The following is a 17,310-nucleotide window of genomic DNA, read 5'->3' as shown; positions in this document are numbered from 1 at the left end:
ACTGATCCACCCCGAAGGGCTTCACCGTTCGACTTGCATGTGTTAAGCACGCCGCCAGCGTTCGTCCTGAGCCAGGATCAAACTCTCCGTGAATGCTTACCCGGCAGTGCTTAATTAAAAGCGCCGGTCCACACCCGCGTTGAGCGGCACGGCAACCACCGGAATAGGGCGGCCCCGCGCACTGCGTCCTCGCTAGTGTTTGTTTCAAAAGGAATCTCCAACCCCGATCGAACGATCGAGGCCGGGGATGTCAACATATCTGGCGTTGACTTTTGGCACGCTGTTGAGTTCTCAAGGAACGGACGCTTCCTTCGGACCGCCTTCCAGCGGACCCTCCGGGCTTCGTTCTTTCGTGTTTCCAGCTTATCAGATGTTTTCCGCTCCGTTTTCCGGAGTTTCATTCATCCAATTTCCCGAACTGGCCGGGTTCGCTTTTCGCAACGTCCCCCACATTAGCTCATTCCGAGTGCTACCCGAAATTCACGCTCACTCGGTCGGCGGGAATGCCAAGAAACCCATTTTCATGGGGATCAGAGTGAGAGTGGGTCTTGCTGAGTGGGATGGTCGCTCCAGCGACTCGTTCAACACTAGGCCACCTGGAGGACATCGTCAAACGTCGAGGGCCGGATCTGTCCAGATCCGGCCCTCGGGGCTCAAAGACGCAGCTCAGAGCGGGTGTGCTTTCAGTCAAGCTTCAACCGGCCGGTCCGTCGACCAGCCCGTCAGCCGGTCAGCCGGTCAGCCGACAGCGACCAACTCCGCCGCCGCCAGGTTGCGCTTCCCGCGCCGCAGCACGAGCCAGCGGCCGTGCAGCAGGTCGGCCTCGGTCGGCACGGCCTCCTCGTCCGTCACCTTGACGTTGTTGAGGTAGGCACCGCCTTCCTTGATCGTCCGGCGGGCGGCCGAGCGACTCGGCGACAGACCGACGGCGACCAGCAGGTCGACCACCGTCTGGAGCTCGGACACCTCGGCCTTCGGGACCTCGGCCAGGGCGGCGGCCAGGGTCGGGGCCTCCAGATCGGCGAGGTCGCCCTGGCCGAACAGCGCCTTGGACGCGGCGACCGCGCGCTCGTACTGCTCGGCGCCGTGCACCAGCGTGGTGAGCTCCTCCGCGAGGGCGCGCTGGGCGAGACGGGCGGCGGGGCGCTCGGTGGTCTCGCGCTCCAGTTCCTCGATCTCCTCCTTCGAGCGGAAGCTGAAGATCCGCAGGAAGTTGGGGACGTCCCGGTCGTCCGCGTTCAGCCAGAACTGGTAGAAGGCGTACGGGGTGGTCAGCTCGGGGTCGAGCCAGACCGTACCGGACTCGGTCTTGCCGAACTTGGTGCCGTCGGCCTTGACGATCAGCGGCGTGGCCAGCGCGTGGACGGACTTGCCGTCGGCCTTGCGGATCAGATCCGTGCCGGCGGTCAGGTTGCCCCACTGGTCGCTGCCGCCGGTCTGCAGGGCGCAGCCGTAGCGGCGGTTCAGCTCCAGATAATCCATGCCCTGGAGGATCTGGTAGCTGAACTCGGTGTAGCTGATGCCTGCGTCGGAGTTGAGCCGCCGGGCGACGGCCTCCTTGGCGATCATGTTGTTGACCCGGAAGTACTTGCCCACGTCGCGCAGCAGGCTGATCGCCGACATCCCGGACGTCCAGTCCAGGTTGTTGACCATGCGCGCCGCGTACGGGCCCTCGAAGTCGAGGAAGCGCGAGATCTGGCCGCGCAGGCGCTCGACCCAGCCGGCCACCGTCTCGGGGTCGTTGAGCACGCGCTCGGCGGTGGGCTTCGGGTCGCCGATCAGGCCCGTGGCACCGCCGACCAGGCCGAGCGGGAGGTTCCCCGCCTGCTGGATGCGGCGCATGGTGAGGATCTGCACCAGGTTGCCGAGGTGCAGGCTGGGGGCCGTCGGATCGAAGCCGCAATAGAACGTGACCGGACCGTCCGCGAACGCCTTGCGCAGTGCGTCCTCGTCAGTGGACAGGGCGATCAGCCCACGCCACTGCAGCTCGTCGACGATGTCCGTCACGGTCACGCTTCTCCTTCGATCGGGCGTCCGCCCAGTGCTGGCCCGGTTCGGTCGGGCCCCGGGTCGGTACGACTCCAGCCTGATAGAGCCTACGCGGTTCCGGCCAGCGAGTTTCCCCGAGGCACCCCATCAAGCTGGGCGGCCCGCTCTCCCGGTCTCTCCCCCGATACCGGAAATTCCGTTGTTCGACGGCTGTGGGCCCATTCAGAGTGGTTCCACCGCCGTGCGGCGGCAGTGACGTGTGTGGAGACGGTCGTGCCGCCGTGGCACGCCCGCGGGAAGGGTGTGCCGAGTGCGCAACACGCTGGTTCTGAACGCGAGCTACGAGCCCCTGACGACGGTGTCGCTCCAGCGCGCCGTCGTCCTGGTGCTCCAGGACAAGGCGGTGGTGGAGCAGGCGCATCCGCTGCGCTCGATCCGGGGGACGGGCGTGGCCGTCCCGGTGCCGCGGGTGATCAGACTGCAACGGTACGTACGGGTGCCGTTCCGACAACAGGCTCCGTGGTCACGGCGGGGTGTCCTGGCCCGGGACCAGCACCTGTGCGCGTACTGCGGCCGGCGGGCCACCACGGTGGACCACCTTCAGCCCAGGTCGCGCGGTGGTGCCGACAGCTGGATGAACACCGTCGCCGCGTGCGCGGAGGACAACCAGCACAAGGCGGACCGCACACCGGAGCAGGCCGGGATGAAGCTGCTGCGGCGGCCGTTCGAGCCGACGCCGCAGGCCAGTCTGATGCTGGCGCTCGGTCTGCGCAGCTCGGAGGTCCGGGACCTCGCCGACTGGCTGCCGGCCGTACCGGGCCGGCCCATCTCCGCGGCGTGAGGCGATTGCCGGGAGGCGATTGCCGGGAGACGGTTCGCGGGAGGCTGCTCGCGGGAGGCGGTTCCGGGGAACGGGAGCACTCTCGACGTTCTCGACCTGAGGACACTCTCAGCGCCGGGGCGGCGGCAGGTGGGGCGGCGCCGGCGCGGTGCAGGGCGGAAGGCCTCAGTCCTTCGCCTGGTACCCCGCCGCCGTGCCGTAGTTGGTCGAGTGCTCGGGCACCACGACCACCTGTCCACCACCGATCAGCACTCGTCCGGAGATCAGCAGTGAACCGGTGCCGACCGGGAAGTTGCCGCCGGTCGCCTCCTGACCGCCCGCCAGCGGGAACCTGCTGAGACGGGCGGGCTGGTCACGGCGTTCGTCGGCGGCGAGCACCAGCGATCCGCCGTCGATGCCGACCGCCCGGACGGCGCCCTTCGCGGCGCTCGGCACCTTCCAGCGCTGCTTGCCGCTGTCCAGGTCGTAGCCGACCGCGGCCACCGGCCCGCCGCCGTTCGGCGGTTCCAGGGTGGTGACCATCGTGCGGCCCTCGAAGTAGACGCCAGGAGTGGCCGAAAACGTACCGTGGGCGACGTCCAGCCGGCCGCCGTCGACGGCCACCGGGATCTCGGCGGCCGGGTCGCCGCCCGCGCCCCAGGCGAACACCCGGTCGTCCTCGGGCTTCCCGCCGGTCGTGAGGACCACGGACGGCTCGGCGGACAGCACCGTCACCGTCTTCGGCTGGTTGTTCAGACCCCGCCACCAGCCGACCTTGCCGTCCGCAATGTTCAGCGCGACGGCCTGGTCGGCGGGGGTCGAATCGGCGCAGGAGGAGGCGACGAGCACGGTCTTTCCGCTGACGCCGCCGGACAGGGTGCAGAACTTGCCCTGGCCGGTGTACTGCCAGACGTCCTTCCCGTCGGCCGACTCCCAGGCCAGCGCCCGGTCGTCGCCGACTGCCACCACCTTGTCCTCGGTGACACCGACCCGCGCCGAGTAGGCACCCTTCGTGTCCGAGAGGGTCTTGGTCCACGTGGTCCTGCCGGTCTTGGTGTCCACGGCGGACACCAGCGTGCAGGGACTCTTCGGATCGGCCTGCGGACGGAACAGCGCCGCGCCCAGGCCCGCCTGGTTCACTCCCGCCGACAGCCCGCACGGGACGGCCCCGGCGGCCGGCGGCTCCACCGACCAGGTCGGCTTGCCGCCCGCCCGGTCGTACGCGCGGACACCGGAGCCGTCGGCCCGGACCACCGCGTCGGCCAGCAGCCAGCTGCCGATCAGCGTGTCGTCGCCCCCGGCCGGACCGGCCACGGCGGGCTGCGCGGCCCAGGTCCTGGTGTGCGCCACCGCGAAGCCCGGCTCACCGCCGCTGCTCGCCGCCGCGCTGCCACCGCCCTCGGTTCCGACCATCAGCCCCGCCGCCACCAGTACTCCCAGCGCGGCCACCCCGGCACCGGTCCGCACCAGCAGGGCCTTGCGGCTGGGCACGTGATCCCCTGCCAGCACCGCGTCGGCGGCCTTCCGTGCCTTGGCGGAGAACGAAGAGCCCGAGTCAGCGCCCGCGCCGGCACGGGCACCGGAGCCACGACCGGCACCTCGGCGCGCGGAGGCCCGCGACGGCGCGGGTTCGGCCTGCAACTCGGGGGCCTGCTCCGTAGAAGTCTCCGCGGACTGCTCCGGGACGGTCACGGGCACCTGCCCGGCCTCTTCGAGGTGCACATAGCCGTCCGCCGAGTACTCCGCCCCGGCCGGGACGTACAAGCCCTCCCCGGCGGGCTGCCGCGGGGCGGCGTACGGTGTGGCGGCCTGATGCGGCTGTGCGTGGTCCGGGTACTGCGGATACGGCTGGTACTGCTCCTGAACGCCGTAGTGGCCCTGATCCTGGCCGTGGACGTAGCCGCCCTCGACATAGCCGGTCCGACCGTATCCACGGTGGTCGTAACCGCTCTGGTCATAGCCGGCCTGGTCATGACCGGCCTGGCCGTAGCCGGTGTCGTAGCTGGTCTCGTAGCCGGTGTGCCCGTAGACGCCGTGGCCGAGCTGCGGCTGCTGCCCGTACTCGGCCGAGCCGTAACCCGCCTGCTGCTGCGGCTGCCACTGCGACGGCTGCTCCGCCGTCTGCTGCTGCTCGGAGTACCCGCCGTGCCCGCTGTGCCCGCCGTTCTGCCAGTCCGAGTGGCCCTCGGACGGCCACGGCTGTTGGGGGTGGGCGTCTCCGAAGGGCTCCTGCGCCATCCGTTCCGTCCCTCCCGAGCCACCTGCCTGCCGATGCGGCAGTCAGCATCTCACGCCCACCCGGAGAGGCGGCCCGGGCCCTCGGTCGGACGGGCCCGGGCTCCTCGGTCGTGCCGCGTCAGGCCGCCGACTCGACGCGCAGGGCCTCGTCGATCCGGGCTGCGAGGGTGAAGTCCAGCCCGGTGAGGCCGCCGGCGCTGTGGGTGGACAGGACGAAGCGCAGCGATCGCCAGCGGATGTCGATGTCGGGGTGGTGGTCAAGCGCCTCGGCCTGCTCGGCAACGGAGCCGACCACCCGGATCGCCGCCGGGAAGTCCGGCGCGTCGGCGGTACGGGCAATGCTGTCGCCCTCCCGCTTCCATTGGGGCAGCGCCGCCAGGGCTGCCGTGATCTCGTCCTCGTTCAGCCGCGCCCTGCTGCTCATCGCCGCACTCCTGGTGGGTCGTCCGGTCGGTCGTCGCTCCGGGGCCGGGGCTCCGGGGCCGGGGTTCCGGGCCGTTCAGGCGCCCGGGAACCGGTGTCAGGCGGCCTTCCGGCGCGGACGGGCCACCAGCTCGCCGCCGCAGTTGGGGCAGGTGGCGGCCATGGCCTCGGTGCAGTCCGGGCAGAAGGTGCACTCGTAGGAACATATCGAGGCGCGGCCGTCCGCGGTCAGCGACACCGCGCAGCGCTCGCAGCTCTCACGCATCTCAAGGGCCATGGCGTACTCCTCCGATCTGCATACGGTCTGACGGTCGTTCAACTCAACAACAGCTTGGTGACGGCCACGAGGCCGACCACCACGATGACAACGCGCAGCGCGGTCGGCGGGAGACGGCGGCCGACCTTGGCCCCGAGCAGGCCGCCGACCAGCGAACCCGCCGCGATCAGACCGGCGGCGGCCCAGTTCACGGTCGAGGTGAAGAGGAAGAAGAGCGCGGCGACCGCGTTCACGATCAGCGCCAGGGCGTTCTTCACCGCGTTGATCCGCTGGAGCTCCTCCTGGAGCAGCATGCCCATCAGCGCCATCAGCAGCACGCCCTGCGCGGCACCGAAGTAGCCGCCGTAGATGCCGGTCAGGAACACCCCGACCAGCAGTACCGGGCTGCCGTCCGGATCGCCACCGGGGCCGCGGCGGGCGGCGACGGCCTTGGCCACCCGGGGCTGGATCACCACCAGGACGAGCGCCAGCAGGATCAGCGCCGGGACGATCGCGTCGAAGGCCCCGCTCGGCAGCTTGATCAACAGCAGCGCACCGAGCAGCCCACCGAACAGGGAGGCGGTGCCCATCCGCAGCACGCGGCGCCCCTGGTCGGCCAGTTCGCGGCGGTACCCGATCACCCCGCTGAGCGAGCCGGGGACCAGGCCGAAGGAGTTGGAGACATTGGCGGTGACCGGTGGGATGCCCACGGCGAGCAGGACCGGGAAGGTGATCAGCGTGCCGGAGCCGACGATCACGTTGATCATCCCGGCGCCGACGCCGGCCACCAGGACAGCGATCGACTCCCAGAGCGTCATGGGTCACCTCTCCTCTCGGTCCTGTCCGAGGGGATCATGCCGGACGGCCCTGCGGGCCGACCAGACCCGCCCACGATTCGGGACGCACGCCACAGTGCCCAGTACGTGCGCTTCGGCACCGTGAAAGGCCGAGGGCCCGCCACCTCTCGGCAGCGGGCCCTCGGCGAAGCACGGTCCGGCCGATCACTCCGGGTCGATCTTCGGGTACTCCCGGGCCGGGTCCACCCGGGGACGGGCGGCGCCCTTCTCGGTGTCCACCGGCCGCGGGCCGGACGCCGGGTCCAACGGCACCTGGGTGGCGGCCGGGACCGTCTGCGGGACACTGGGCGCCGCGACCGCGCCGCCGTTCACCCCGCCGTTGCCGGTCAGGCCGGTGAAGGCACCGCCGAGGCCCTTGAGCGCGTCGCCGACCTCGCTGGGGATGATCCAGAGCTTGTTGGAGTCGCCCTTGGCCAGCTCGGGCAGGGTCTGGAGGTACTGGTAGGCGAGCAGCTTCTGGTCGGCGTCGCCGTCGTGGATGGCCTCGAAGACCGTCCGGATCGCGGCCGCCTCACCGTCCGCGCGCAGGACCGCGGCCTGCGCCTCACCCTCCGCCTTGAGCACCTCGGCCTGCTTCTCACCCTCGGCCTTGAGGATTTGGGCCTGGCGCTGGCCCTCGGCGGTGAGGATCGCGGCGCGCTTGTCCCGGTCGGCGCGCATCTGCTTCTCCATCGAGTCCTGGATGGAGGTCGGCGGCTCGATCGCCTTCAGCTCGACACGGTTGACCCGGATGCCCCACTTGCCGGTGGCCTCGTCCAGGACACCGCGCAGGCCGGCGTTGATGACCTCTCGCGAGGTCAGCGTGGACTCCAGGTCCATCGAGCCGATGATGTTGCGCAGCGTGGTGACAGTCAGCTGCTCGATCGCCTGGATGTAGCTGGCGACCTCGTACGTCGCGGCGCGGGGGTCGGTCACCTGGTAGTAGATGACGGTGTCGATGTTGACGACCAGGTTGTCCTGGGTGATCACCGGCTGCGGCGGGAACGGCACGACCTGTTCGCGCAGGTCGATCCGGTTGCGGACGCGGTCGATGAACGGGACGACGATGTTCAGCCCTGCGTTGAGCGTCCGGGTGTAGCGGCCGAAGCGCTCCACGATCGCGGCGCTGGCCTGCGGGATGACCTGGATCGTCTTGATCAGCGCGATGAAGGCCACCACGACCAGGACGACCAAAACGATAAGGACGGGTTCCACGGACTCTCCCCTAGACGACCAGGGCGGTCGCGCCCTGGATTTCGACGACGTCGACCTGCTGTCCAGGCTGGTACACCTGGCCCGGGTGGAGCGCACGGGCCGACCAGATCTCACCGTTCAACTTGATCCGCCCGCCCTCCCCGTCGACGGTTTCCGCGACGACCGCGGTGGCGCCCTGGAGCGCCTCGATGCCCATCTTGACCTGCGGGCCCTTCTGAAGCTGCCGGTAGGCGATCGGGCGGACGAAGACCACCAGTGCGACCGAGACGACGACGAAGGTCAGGGTCTCGGCGACCACTCCCCCGCCCAGCGCGGCCACGACGGCGGCGGCCAGCGCCCCGACCGCGAACATGGCGAACTCCGGCATCGCCGTGAGCACCAACGGTATGCCGAGCCCTGCGGCGGCCAGGAGCCACCAGATCCAGCTGTCCACACGTCCATCCTAGGGAGCGAAGGCCTTCGAAGCGGACAGTTCCCGCAGGTCGAGGGGCGGAAACCGGTCGCGCGTGCGACCGGTTTCCGACGGCCTTCCGGATGAGCGGACGAAGGGGCCTCAGCCCAGCGGCAGACCCTGGGCCGACCAGCGGTCTCCGTGCCGCTCCAGGGTGAGCGGCAGGCCGAAGCACTTGGAGAGATTACGGGCGGTCAGCTCGGTGTCGATCGGGCCGGCCGTGAGCACCTTCCCCTGTCGGATCATCAGGACGTGGGTGAAGCCCGGCGCGATCTCCTCGACGTGGTGGGTGACCATCGCCATTGCCGGGGCGAACTCATCCTGGGCGAGCGCGCCGAGCCGGCGGACCAGGTCCTCGCGGCCACCGAGGTCGAGGCCGGCGGCAGGCTCGTCGAGCAGCAGCAGCTCGGGGTCGGTCATCAGGGCGCGGGCGATCAGGGTGCGCTTGCGCTCGCCCTCGGAGAGGGTGCCGAACTTGCGGTCGGTGAGATTGGCCATGCCGAGGCGGTCGAGCAGGACGAGGGCGCGGACCTCGTCCGACTGCTCGTAGGTCTCCTGCCAGCTGACCGTCATGCCGTACGCGGCGGTGAGGACGGTCTGGAGCACGGTCTGCTCGGCCGGCAGCTTGTCGAACATGGCGGCGCCGGCCAGGCCGATCCGGGAACGCAGCTCGAAGACGTCGATCTCGGCGAGCTTCTCACCCAGCACCGTGACCTTGCCCGAGGTCGGGAACAGGTACGAGGAGGCGATCTGCAACAGCGTGGTCTTGCCGGCGCCGTTCGGGCCCAGGATGACCCAACGCTCGCCCTCGGAGATGGACCACGAGACCTGGTCGACCAGCGCGCGCCCCTCCCGGACCACGGATACGTCCACCAGCTCCAGCACGTCGCTCATGCCTACGCCTTCCCCAAAAAACAAGATTCTCGGCCGTCGGTGCGGGCGGCGAGCCTACTCCGGCAGCCGGTGGGCACGGGGTGGGTGCGCCGCACACGCATGGGCAAACCTACGCCACGCGGATGACCGCCGATTCCGTAGGCTGGCCGGATGCTCGTGACTCCTGCCGACAATCCGTACGAAGAGCCCCGTTCGGGGCGGCTCACCGCATGGGGCAACGCCTTGCTGGCAGGCCTGGTGCCGCCGGACGACGCCGCCACGGCCGTCCTGGGCCGGGACGAGATCCACCGGGTCACCGGACTGCCCGGCGACGAGCCCGGCGAGCAGCACGGGCTGACCTGGGCGCTGGGGCGGCTGCGGGTGCTCGGCGTGAAGGGTCTACGTCTCGCGCTGCCCTCAGCCGGGCATCCGCTCGGGCTGACCGGTCCGAAGGCCTTCAACGAGCAGGCCATGAGTGCGGGCGAGGCCGTCCTGGCGGTGGGCGCACCTCTCGGGTTGGTGCCGGAGGTGGACGTGTACGGCCCGGCCGGCGACCGCTCGGCCACCGTGCTGTGGCGTTGTTCCGAGGTCAACGACACACCTCCGGCGGACGTGCCGTCGCTCCACGAGGCCGAACGTGAACTGGCCGACGGGCTGCGGGAGGCGACCGTCATGCTCGCCCGCCTCGACGTGGCCGGCGCCGGACCTGAGGCCTTGCGCGCCCTGGATGCCTACCGCCGTCGTGGCCACAGCGAGTTGCTCGCTCCCGGGTACCCGCCCCGGGCCGTCCGTGTCCTGGAGTCGGCCCGCCAGGTGTCCGCCCTGCTCTCCATCGCCTCCGGCGGCCACGGCGCTGCCGTCAGCGCCTCCGAGATGGCGGCCCGCCAATCCGCCCTGGCCCCGCTGCGGCGCACCGCCCGGCGCGCCCAGGTCGCCGCCTACAACGCCCTCGTGGACGAGCGAGACGATCGCTGAGAGGTGCTGGGCCCCGGAGTCGACGGTGGCGAGCGCGATCACCTCGGCGCGCTCGTATCTGCCGTCGGGCCCGGCGGTCAGGCTTCCCTGTGCCGTCGTGGCCACCAGCCGGCACCGGGGCCACCCCAGGACTTCGGCTGCCTCCTCCGCCGAGTAGCTCTCCGCGAGTCTCCGTTCCAGCCCCTCGGCCGCGGCCCGTGCCGTGGCCGCAGCCTTGTGCATGCGCTCCGTGACAGTCTGCTGCACCACGGCATACGGGACGGCGGCCAAGGCCTCCCGGCTGTAGGTCGGCCAGCCCCGGTATCCGCCGCAGGGGCGTAGCTCTCCTGCGGCGGCGAGCCGCCTGATGTCCTCGGCGATCACCAGCAGACCTGTGGTGTGGCCCAACACCGTGGCCGCCTTGGCCGCCCCCACGGGCGGCACGGCGCCGAGCGCAAGGATGATCTCCTCGGTGCGGGCCTTCAGCTGTACCTCGACGAGCGCCGACCAGGTGCCGTTGTCGAGGTCCGGCTCGGGGATCAGTTCACGTTCCCGTGCCAGGTTGAACTGCCAACGCCGCATCCGCAGTCGGCGTCTCAGCAGCTCCGGCCCGTAGGCCTCCCGGTCTCGGGCTGTCTCCCGGGCCAACCTCGCTGTGCGCTCGACGGCCTCTGTTGCACGATTCTCTGCCCTCGCCACCTGACATCCGGACAAGGGGCGTCCTGGCGCCCGCCCTCGGTCTCCGTCCTCGGCAGTCGGTTGCGACCCAGGCCCGGACATCGGAGGCTCGTCGAACAGGCGGCATGTCACCTCAAGCTCACGGGCCAGCACGACAGGCCCGCACTGATTGCGCATCGCGTTCATCCGGCCCTCCCTCGGGATCGGTGTCGGCGATCAGCCTGGCACACCCGAATGGCGATGGATCACCTGAATTCGGGCCAACCCTGCCGAACGGCACATGCTGGACCACCGTTTGACGCCCTGCCTGGCCGAAAACCTGCCGATCGGCACGGCGCCCGCACCAGTACGTCGCGCCCCTGGCGCGCTACCCGTCGCGGGCCTCGCCGTGACGAACGGCCCAGAGTGCCGCCTGGGTGCGGTCGGCCAGGTCCAACTTCATGAGGATGTTGGACACATGGGTCTTCACCGTCTTCTCCGAGAGGTGCAGACTGCGGGCGATCTCCCGGTTGGAGCGGCCATCGGCGATGTGTCCGAGCACTTCGCGCTCGCGCTCGGTGAGCGTGCCACCTCGACCCTGCGGAACGCGCGGGCCGTCGTCGGCGAGCAGGGCCTCGGCCAGTTCGGGCTGGAGCAGAACATGACCGGCGTGCACCGAACGAATCGCCCCGGCCAGCGCCTCCGGGTCCACGTCCTTGTAGACGTACCCGGCCGCACCGGCCCGCAGCGCGGGAACCATCGTGCGGTGCTCGGTGAAGCTTGTGACGATCAGGATCCGGGCGCGGCTGCCCTCGCCCTTGAGCGTGCGCAGCGCCTCGATGCCGTCGACGCCGGGCATCTTGAGGTCCATCAGGACGACATCGGGGTCGAGCTCACGGGCCCGGTCAATACCCTCCGCCCCATCGGCGGCCTCCCCGACCACCTCGATGTCGTCCTGGACCTCCAGGAAAGTGCGCAGCCCGCGCCGAACCACCTGGTGGTCGTCGACCAACAGGACACGGATCGACGGTGTGCTCTCAGGCACCGGGGACCTCCATCTCGACGAGCGTCCCCTGACCGGGGGCCGATTCCAGGGTGAGTGTGCCGCCGACGGCGGCCGCGCGGTCGCGCATCGAGGCCAGGCCGAGGTGACGGCCTGCTCGCCGGACGGACTCCGGATCGAAGCCGCGCCCGTCGTCGTGCACGCGCAGCACCGCACCGCGCGCAGGCGTCCCTGCCAGGGTGACGGTGACCCTGCGGGCGCCGGAGTGGCGCAGCGCGTTGTGCAGCGCCTCCTGGGCGACTCTCAGCAGTGCGGCCTCCTGGGCAGGCGGCAGCGCCCGGACCCCGTCGGCGACGAAGGCGACGTCAGCGGTGTGCGCCCGGTCCAGGACCTGCACCTGGGAGGCGAGAGTGGCGCTGAGCCCGTCCTCCTCCAGGGCTGCGGGACGCAGCTCCACGACGACCGCGCGCAGCTCGTCGGCAGCCTCGGCGGCGAGACGGGCGACCTCGGCGAGCTCGGCACGTGCCCGGACGGGGTCGCGGTCGACGAGCTTGGCGGCCGCCTTGGCCGTGAGCCGGAGCGAGAAGAGCTTCTGCGAGACGGCGTCGTGCAGGTCGTGGGCGATCCGGGCACGCTCGCCGGCCAGCGTGAGCTCGCGGCTGCGCTCGTACAGTCGGGCGTTGGACAGTGCGAGGGCCGCGTGCGCGGCGAGGATCCGCAGGAGCTCCTCGTCGTGATCGGTGAAGAGGCCACCGCCACGCTTGTTGGCGAGGAAGATGACGCCCATCACCTGCGACTCGTCCTCGGCCGCGTCGGTGTCCAGGATCGGCATGCCCAGAAAGGCGTCCATGTCGGGGTGGGCTGCGGGCCATCCTTCGAAGGTGGGTGCCTTGCGGACGTCCACCAGCCGGGTGGGGCCGGTCTCGTGCAGCATCGCGGCGAGTACACCGTGCTGTCGGGGCAGCGGGCCGATCGCCCGCCACTGCTCGTCGGTGACACCGTCGACCACGAACTGGGCGAAGCCCCCGTGGTCGTCGGGCACGCCCAGGGCCGCGTACTCGGCGCCGAGCAGTCCCCTGGCGGAAGCGGTGATGCGGCGCAGCACCTCACGGACCTCCAGGTGCCGGCTCATGGCGAGCAGTGCCTGGCTGACGGCCTCGATCCCGGACAGGCAGGGTTCGCAGGCGGGCAGCGGGCCCCGGTGGGTCCGGTGGTCTCCGGTGGTGCTGGACATACCGCCAAACTACCGCCGCCCCGGCGACCGCCGCGTCCGTCCGCGGCCGCCCCGGGCCCAGGTCCGGGGACCTAGGCCGCAGGGCCCGCCCGGAGCCTCGTGAGAGCGCCCGGAAGGCCGAGAGGCGGCCCTCCCTGTTGGGAGAGCCGCCCCTCGGCCTGCCGCCGGAGAGTCGGAGAAGGGGTCAGCCCTTCTGCATGACCTCGGGCTCGTGCCGGCGCTGGAGCCGGGTCACGAGGACGCCGATGGCGACGGAGATGGCGATCAGCACACCCGCGTCGATCGCCCACTGGGCGACGCTGTGCTTCCAGAGCGGGTCGTAGTTGGGGTTCTGGAAGTCCTTGTTCCAGGGGCCCATGAGCACGGACAGGTCGAGCGTGGTGGACACGATGCCGGTGCCCCAACGGGCCGGCATCAGCCAGGCGACCTGCTCCAGTCCGGGCTTGCTGAAGATCTGGAAGAGGCAGCCGGTGAAGACGACCTGGACGATGGCGAACATGACCAGCAGCGGCATGGTCTTCTCGGCGGTCTTCACCAGCGCGGAGATCATCAGGCCGAACATCATCGCGGCGAAGCTCAGCAGGATCATGCCGATGGTCATCTCGATGATCGGCAGGTTCTTGACGATCAGGCCGTGCTCGGGGAGCTTGCGCGGCAGGAAGCCGACGGCGGAGATGATGGCGCCCTGGATCACGCTGAAGAAGCCCAGCACGATGATCTTGGACATCATGTACGCCGAGCGGGAGAGCCCGGTGGCTCGTTCCCGCTCGTAGATCGCCCGTTCCTTGATCAACTCGCGGACCGAGTTGGCCGCCCCGGAGAAGCAGGCGCCGATCGCCAGGATCAGCATGATCGTCGCGGCGCCGCTGTTGAGGTGGAGCTGCGTCTTGGGGTTGGGCGCGAGCCCCGGTTCGTTGGGGATCAGCACGCTGACCGCGCCGATGACGGCGGGCAGCAGCACTGACAGCGCGAGGAAGCCGCGGTCCGAGGCGAGCACCGACATGTAGCGGCGCATCAGCGTCCACAGCTGCGAGCCCCAGCTCTGCGGCTTCGGCGGCTTGACCGCCTCCTGGGCGACCTGGACGTGCTGCACCTCGCCCGCCTCCACGGTGGGCGCGGAGTACTGCTGGTAGTGCACCGAGCCGCGGTAGCGGCCGGCCCAGTCGTGGTCCGGGTAGTTCTCGAAGGCCTGGAAGACGTCCGCCCAGGTCTCGTACCCGAAGAAGTGCAGCGCCTCGTCCGGCGGGCCGAAGTAGGCCACCGAGCCGCCCGGCGCCATCACGAGCAGCCGGTCGCAGAGTGCGAGTTCGGCCACCGAGTGGGTGACGACAAGGATGGTGCGGCCGTCGTCGGCGAGGCCGCGCAGCATCTGCATGACCTCGCGGTCCATGCCCGGGTCGAGGCCCGAGGTGGGCTCGTCCAGGAAGATCAGCGAGGGCTTGGTGAGCAGCTCCAGGGCGACCGAGACACGCTTCTGCTGGCCGCCGGAGAGCGCGGTGATCTTGTTGTCGGCACGCTTGTCCAGGCGCAGCTCGTACAGCACCTCGTCGATCCGGGCCTCGCGCTCGCGCGCCTCGGTGTCGCCGGGGAAACGCAGCTGGGCGGCGTACTTGAGGCCCTTCCGGACGGTGAGCTCGCGGTGCAGGATCTCGGACTGCGGCACCAGGCCGATGCGCGAGCGGAGCTCGGCGAACTGCTTGTAGAGGTTGCGGCCGTCGTACAGGACCTCGCCGCGGTCGGCCGGGCGGTAGCCGGTGAGGGCGCGCAGCAGCGTGGACTTGCCGGAGCCGGACGGGCCGATGACCGCGACCAGGGACTTCTCCGGGACGCCGAAGCTGACGTCGTCGAGCAGAACCTTCTTGCCGCCCTTGTGGTCGACCTCGACGGTCAGGTGGCGGGCGGAGAAGGAGACCGCACCGGTGTCGACGAACTCCTGCAGCTGGTCGCCGACCAGGACGAAGCTGGAGTGGCCGACGGTCAGCCGGTCCTGCGGGCCCATCAGCTGACGCTGCACCCGCTGGCCGTTGAGGAAGATGCCGTTGTGGCTGCCGAGGTCGACGATCTCGTAGCGGCCGTCCGGGAGCTGACGCAGCTCGGCGTGGTGGCGGGAGACCTGGAGGTCGGACACCACGATGTCGTTGTCGAGCGCACGACCGATCCGGGCGGTGCGCATCGACGACGTCAGGTTGCGGATGATGGTCGGCTGCGGCCCGCCGCCACCGTGCTGCGGCGGGGCCTGGAAATCCTGCTGCTGCGGGAAGCCACCGTGCTGGGGCTGGGGCTGCTGCGGGGCCGGCTGGGCCTGCGGCGGCGCGTACTGCTGCTGCGGGAACGGCGGCTGGGCCTGCGGCTGCCCGGGCCAGGCCTGCTGCTGCGGCTGCTGGTACGGGTCGTGCTGCGGCCAGCCCTGCTGCGGGGCGGGCTGCTGGGGCGTGGGCACCGGGCCGCGGCTGGTGGCGGCCTCGTGCATCGGGGTGGCCTGTGGAGCCGCGGCCTGCGGAGCGGCGGCGTGCACGGGTGCGGAGAAGCCGAGCCGGGGGCCGTTCTCCGGGTTGCCCAGGTTGACCACGGCACCGGGGAACAGCTGGGCCTGCAGGGTGCGGGCCCCGGCCACGTACGTTCCGTTGGTGCTGCCGTGGTCGTCCAGCTGCCAACCGCTGCCGTTGAAGCTCATGGTCCCGTGCTGCCAGGAGACCCTGGCGTCCTCGAACGGGAAGTCCGACTGAGGGTTGCGCCCGATGGTGTAGGACCGCCCGGGCTCCAGAGTCCGCTGCTGTCCGTTGATCTCAATGACGAGTTGCGGCACTGCTCGCCTGCCCCGCTCTCTCGGTTCCCCCGAATTGTGGCCCCCGGCCGGGGCTGCGATGTTTCTCTGACTGACGGGGGGAATCATTCCAGCCCGCCGACCGCCGGTGAAAGTCGGCCCGGGCGACTGTGACCAGGCTGCTACCGACCCCGGACCGCGCCGTCCCGCGAGGTGGGACGGGTGCCCCCGGGCCGTCGGGCGCCCGGTAGCGTGGGAGGCACCATGAACGCATCGCCCCTGGCCGCTGAGCCCCTCCCCGCCGCCCAGCACCGGACCGCGGACGAGCGCACCCTGCTCGTCAAGGTGTTCGGCAAGGACCGCCCCGGCATCACTGCCGGCCTCTTCGCGACGCTGGCCGGCTTCGGCGTCGACGTCATCGACATCGAGCAGGTCGTGACCCGTGGCCGCATCACGCTCTGCGCGCTGGTCACCCCGCCCCCCGTACCGGCCGCCGAGGGTGGGCTGCGGGCCACCGTCCACCGCTGGGCCGACGAGCAGAAGCTCCAGGCCGAGATCCTCTCCGGCATCGGTGACAACCGGCCGCGCCGTGAGGGCCGTTCGCACGTCACGGTGCTCGGCAATCCGCTGACCGCCGCCGCCGTCTCCGCGCTCACCTCCCGGATCACCGCCTCGGGGGGCAACATCGACCGTGTCTTCCGGCTCGCCAAGTACCCGGTGACGGCGGTCGAGCTGGCCGTCTCCGGTGTGGCCACCGACGAGCTGCGGGCCGCGCTGGCCCAGGAGGCGGCCACCCAGCGGGTGGACGTCGCGGTGGTCGCCGCCGGACTGGAGCGCCGGGCCAAGCGCCTGGTGGTCATGGACGTCGACTCCACGCTCATCCAGGACGAGGTGATCGAGCTGTTCGCCGCCCACGCGGGCTGCGAGGAGGAGGTCGCCGAGGTGACGGCGGCGGCGATGCGCGGCGAGCTGGATTTCGCCGAGTCGCTGCGGGCCCGGGTGGCGCTGCTGGCCGGGCTGGACGCCTCGGTGACCGAGAAGGTCCGCGCCGAGGTCCGTTTCACGCCGGGCGCGCGCACCCTGATCCGTACGCTTCAGCGCCTCGGCTACCAGGTCGCGGTGGTGTCCGGCGGCTTCACCCAGGTCACCGACCACCTGGTGGAGCAGTTGGGCCTGGACTTCGCGGCCGCGAACACCCTGGAGGTGGTGGACGGCAGGTTCACCGGCCGGGTGGTCGGCGAGATCGTGGACCGGGCGGGCAAGGCCCGCTGGCTGGCCCGCTTCGCCGAGCAGGCGAAGGTGCCGCTGGAGCAGACGGTGGCGATCGGCGACGGCGCCAACGACCTGGACATGCTGAACGCGGCCGGCCTCGGGGTGGCGTTCAACGCCAAGCCGGTGGTGCGCGAGGCCGCCGACACCGCGGTGAACGTACCGTTCCTGGACACCGTGCTGTACCTGCTGGGCATCACCCGTGAGGAGGTCGAGGCGGCCGACGCGCTGCACGGCACCCCGACCGAGACCGAGTAGGAGCCGGCCCGGCAACGGCCGGTGGAGTGAGGCCCGAGGAACAGCCCGAGGAAGGCGCGCGGCCCGCGGA

The 17,310-nt window shown here is 70.8% G+C and carries 14 protein-coding genes and 1 rRNA gene; 3 read left to right on the top strand and 12 right to left on the bottom strand.

Annotation, left to right across the window (positions count from 1 at the left end):
• Positions 1–93, bottom strand: a 16S ribosomal RNA gene (locus ACZ6EM_RS16690); the annotation flags it as partial.
• A gap of 645 nt (positions 94–738) precedes the next feature.
• Positions 739–2,007 (bottom strand): tyrosine--tRNA ligase, encoded by a 1,269-nt coding sequence (tyrS, locus tag ACZ6EM_RS16685; protein ID WP_452180403.1) that lies wholly within the window; start codon positions 2,005–2,007, stop codon positions 739–741.
• A 292-nt stretch (positions 2,008–2,299) separates the two neighbouring features.
• Here tyrS and ACZ6EM_RS16680 point away from each other — a divergent pair, with 292 nt between their 5' ends.
• Positions 2,300–2,830 (top strand): HNH endonuclease, encoded by a 531-nt coding sequence (locus ACZ6EM_RS16680; RefSeq protein WP_465772616.1) that lies wholly within the window; start codon positions 2,300–2,302, stop codon positions 2,828–2,830.
• A gap of 165 nt (positions 2,831–2,995) precedes the next feature.
• On the opposite strand, the gene ACZ6EM_RS16675 is transcribed toward ACZ6EM_RS16680, so the two are convergent.
• The 7 genes from ACZ6EM_RS16675 to ACZ6EM_RS16645 all read right to left on the bottom strand — a co-directional run bounded on the left by ACZ6EM_RS16675 (position 2,996) and on the right by ACZ6EM_RS16645 (position 9,122).
• A complete protein-coding gene (locus ACZ6EM_RS16675; protein ID WP_465772615.1) occupies positions 2,996–5,047 on the bottom strand; it encodes an outer membrane protein assembly factor BamB family protein in 2,052 nt (683 codons plus the stop codon).
• 118 nt (positions 5,048–5,165) lie between these two features.
• A complete protein-coding gene (locus tag ACZ6EM_RS16670; protein WP_401050753.1) occupies positions 5,166–5,471 on the bottom strand; it encodes a 4a-hydroxytetrahydrobiopterin dehydratase in 306 nt (101 codons plus the stop codon).
• Between the two features lie 96 nt (positions 5,472–5,567).
• Positions 5,568–5,747 (bottom strand): DUF1272 domain-containing protein, encoded by a 180-nt coding sequence (locus tag ACZ6EM_RS16665; protein WP_360354225.1) that lies wholly within the window; start codon positions 5,745–5,747, stop codon positions 5,568–5,570.
• Positions 5,748–5,785: 38 nt separating this feature from the next.
• Complete coding sequence (locus ACZ6EM_RS16660; protein WP_465772614.1) at positions 5,786–6,544, bottom strand: sulfite exporter TauE/SafE family protein; 759 nt, start codon at positions 6,542–6,544, stop codon at positions 5,786–5,788.
• 183 nt (positions 6,545–6,727) lie between these two features.
• The gene (locus ACZ6EM_RS16655; RefSeq protein ID WP_452180399.1) at positions 6,728–7,777 is read right to left on the bottom strand and encodes an SPFH domain-containing protein; all 1,050 of its coding nucleotides are present in this window, start codon (positions 7,775–7,777) and stop codon (positions 6,728–6,730) included.
• A gap of 10 nt (positions 7,778–7,787) precedes the next feature.
• Complete coding sequence (locus tag ACZ6EM_RS16650; RefSeq protein ID WP_359911452.1) at positions 7,788–8,210, bottom strand: NfeD family protein; 423 nt, start codon at positions 8,208–8,210, stop codon at positions 7,788–7,790.
• Between the two features lie 120 nt (positions 8,211–8,330).
• Complete coding sequence (locus tag ACZ6EM_RS16645) at positions 8,331–9,122, bottom strand: ABC transporter ATP-binding protein (RefSeq protein WP_465772613.1); 792 nt, start codon at positions 9,120–9,122, stop codon at positions 8,331–8,333.
• Positions 9,123–9,272: 150 nt separating this feature from the next.
• Between ACZ6EM_RS16645 and ACZ6EM_RS16640 the strand changes: the two genes are divergently transcribed.
• The gene (locus tag ACZ6EM_RS16640) at positions 9,273–10,076 is read left to right on the top strand and encodes a hypothetical protein (RefSeq protein WP_401050970.1); all 804 of its coding nucleotides are present in this window, start codon (positions 9,273–9,275) and stop codon (positions 10,074–10,076) included.
• 1,024 nt (positions 10,077–11,100) lie between these two features.
• On the opposite strand, the gene ACZ6EM_RS16635 is transcribed toward ACZ6EM_RS16640, so the two are convergent.
• From ACZ6EM_RS16635 to ACZ6EM_RS16625, 3 genes are all read right to left on the bottom strand, one after another.
• On the bottom strand, positions 11,101–11,757 hold the full coding sequence (locus ACZ6EM_RS16635) for a response regulator (RefSeq protein ID WP_401050968.1): 657 nt from the start codon (positions 11,755–11,757) through the stop codon (positions 11,101–11,103).
• Complete coding sequence (locus ACZ6EM_RS16630; protein WP_465772619.1) at positions 11,750–12,847, bottom strand: GAF domain-containing sensor histidine kinase; 1,098 nt, start codon at positions 12,845–12,847, stop codon at positions 11,750–11,752. Before ACZ6EM_RS16630 ends, ACZ6EM_RS16635 begins: the two co-directional genes overlap by 8 nt.
• 286 nt (positions 12,848–13,133) lie before the next feature.
• On the bottom strand, positions 13,134–15,755 hold the full coding sequence (locus ACZ6EM_RS16625) for an FHA domain-containing protein (protein WP_465772612.1): 2,622 nt from the start codon (positions 15,753–15,755) through the stop codon (positions 13,134–13,136).
• 222 nt (positions 15,756–15,977) lie between these two features.
• On the opposite strand from ACZ6EM_RS16625, the gene serB reads away from it, so the two are divergent.
• A complete protein-coding gene (gene serB, locus ACZ6EM_RS16620) occupies positions 15,978–17,240 on the top strand; it encodes a phosphoserine phosphatase SerB (protein ID WP_359911467.1) in 1,263 nt (420 codons plus the stop codon).
• Positions 17,241–17,310 lie beyond the last annotated feature (70 nt).

The sequence above is a fragment of the Kitasatospora sp. NPDC041917 genome (genome assembly GCF_055589745.1).
This window is presented reverse-complemented; position numbering and strand designations above follow the sequence as displayed.

Bases quoted from the DNA above. Each gene is read 5' to 3' on its own strand.
- ACZ6EM_RS16630 (WP_465772619.1), bottom strand. From the start codon at position 12,847: ATGAGCCGGCACCTGGAGGTCCGTGAGGTGCTGCGCCGCATCACCGCT.
- ACZ6EM_RS16660 (WP_465772614.1), bottom strand. From the start codon at position 6,544: ATGACGCTCTGGGAGTCGATCGCTGTCCTGGTGGCCGGCGTCGGCGCC.
- ACZ6EM_RS16640 (WP_401050970.1), top strand. From the start codon at position 9,273: ATGCTCGTGACTCCTGCCGACAATCCGTACGAAGAGCCCCGTTCGGGG.
- ACZ6EM_RS16670 (WP_401050753.1), bottom strand. From the start codon at position 5,471: ATGAGCAGCAGGGCGCGGCTGAACGAGGACGAGATCACGGCAGCCCTG.
- ACZ6EM_RS16675 (WP_465772615.1), bottom strand. From the start codon at position 5,047: ATGGCGCAGGAGCCCTTCGGAGACGCCCACCCCCAACAGCCGTGGCCG.
- ACZ6EM_RS16645 (WP_465772613.1), bottom strand. From the start codon at position 9,122: ATGAGCGACGTGCTGGAGCTGGTGGACGTATCCGTGGTCCGGGAGGGG.
- ACZ6EM_RS16665 (WP_360354225.1), bottom strand. From the start codon at position 5,747: ATGGCCCTTGAGATGCGTGAGAGCTGCGAGCGCTGCGCGGTGTCGCTG.
- serB (WP_359911467.1), top strand. From the start codon at position 15,978: ATGAACGCATCGCCCCTGGCCGCTGAGCCCCTCCCCGCCGCCCAGCAC.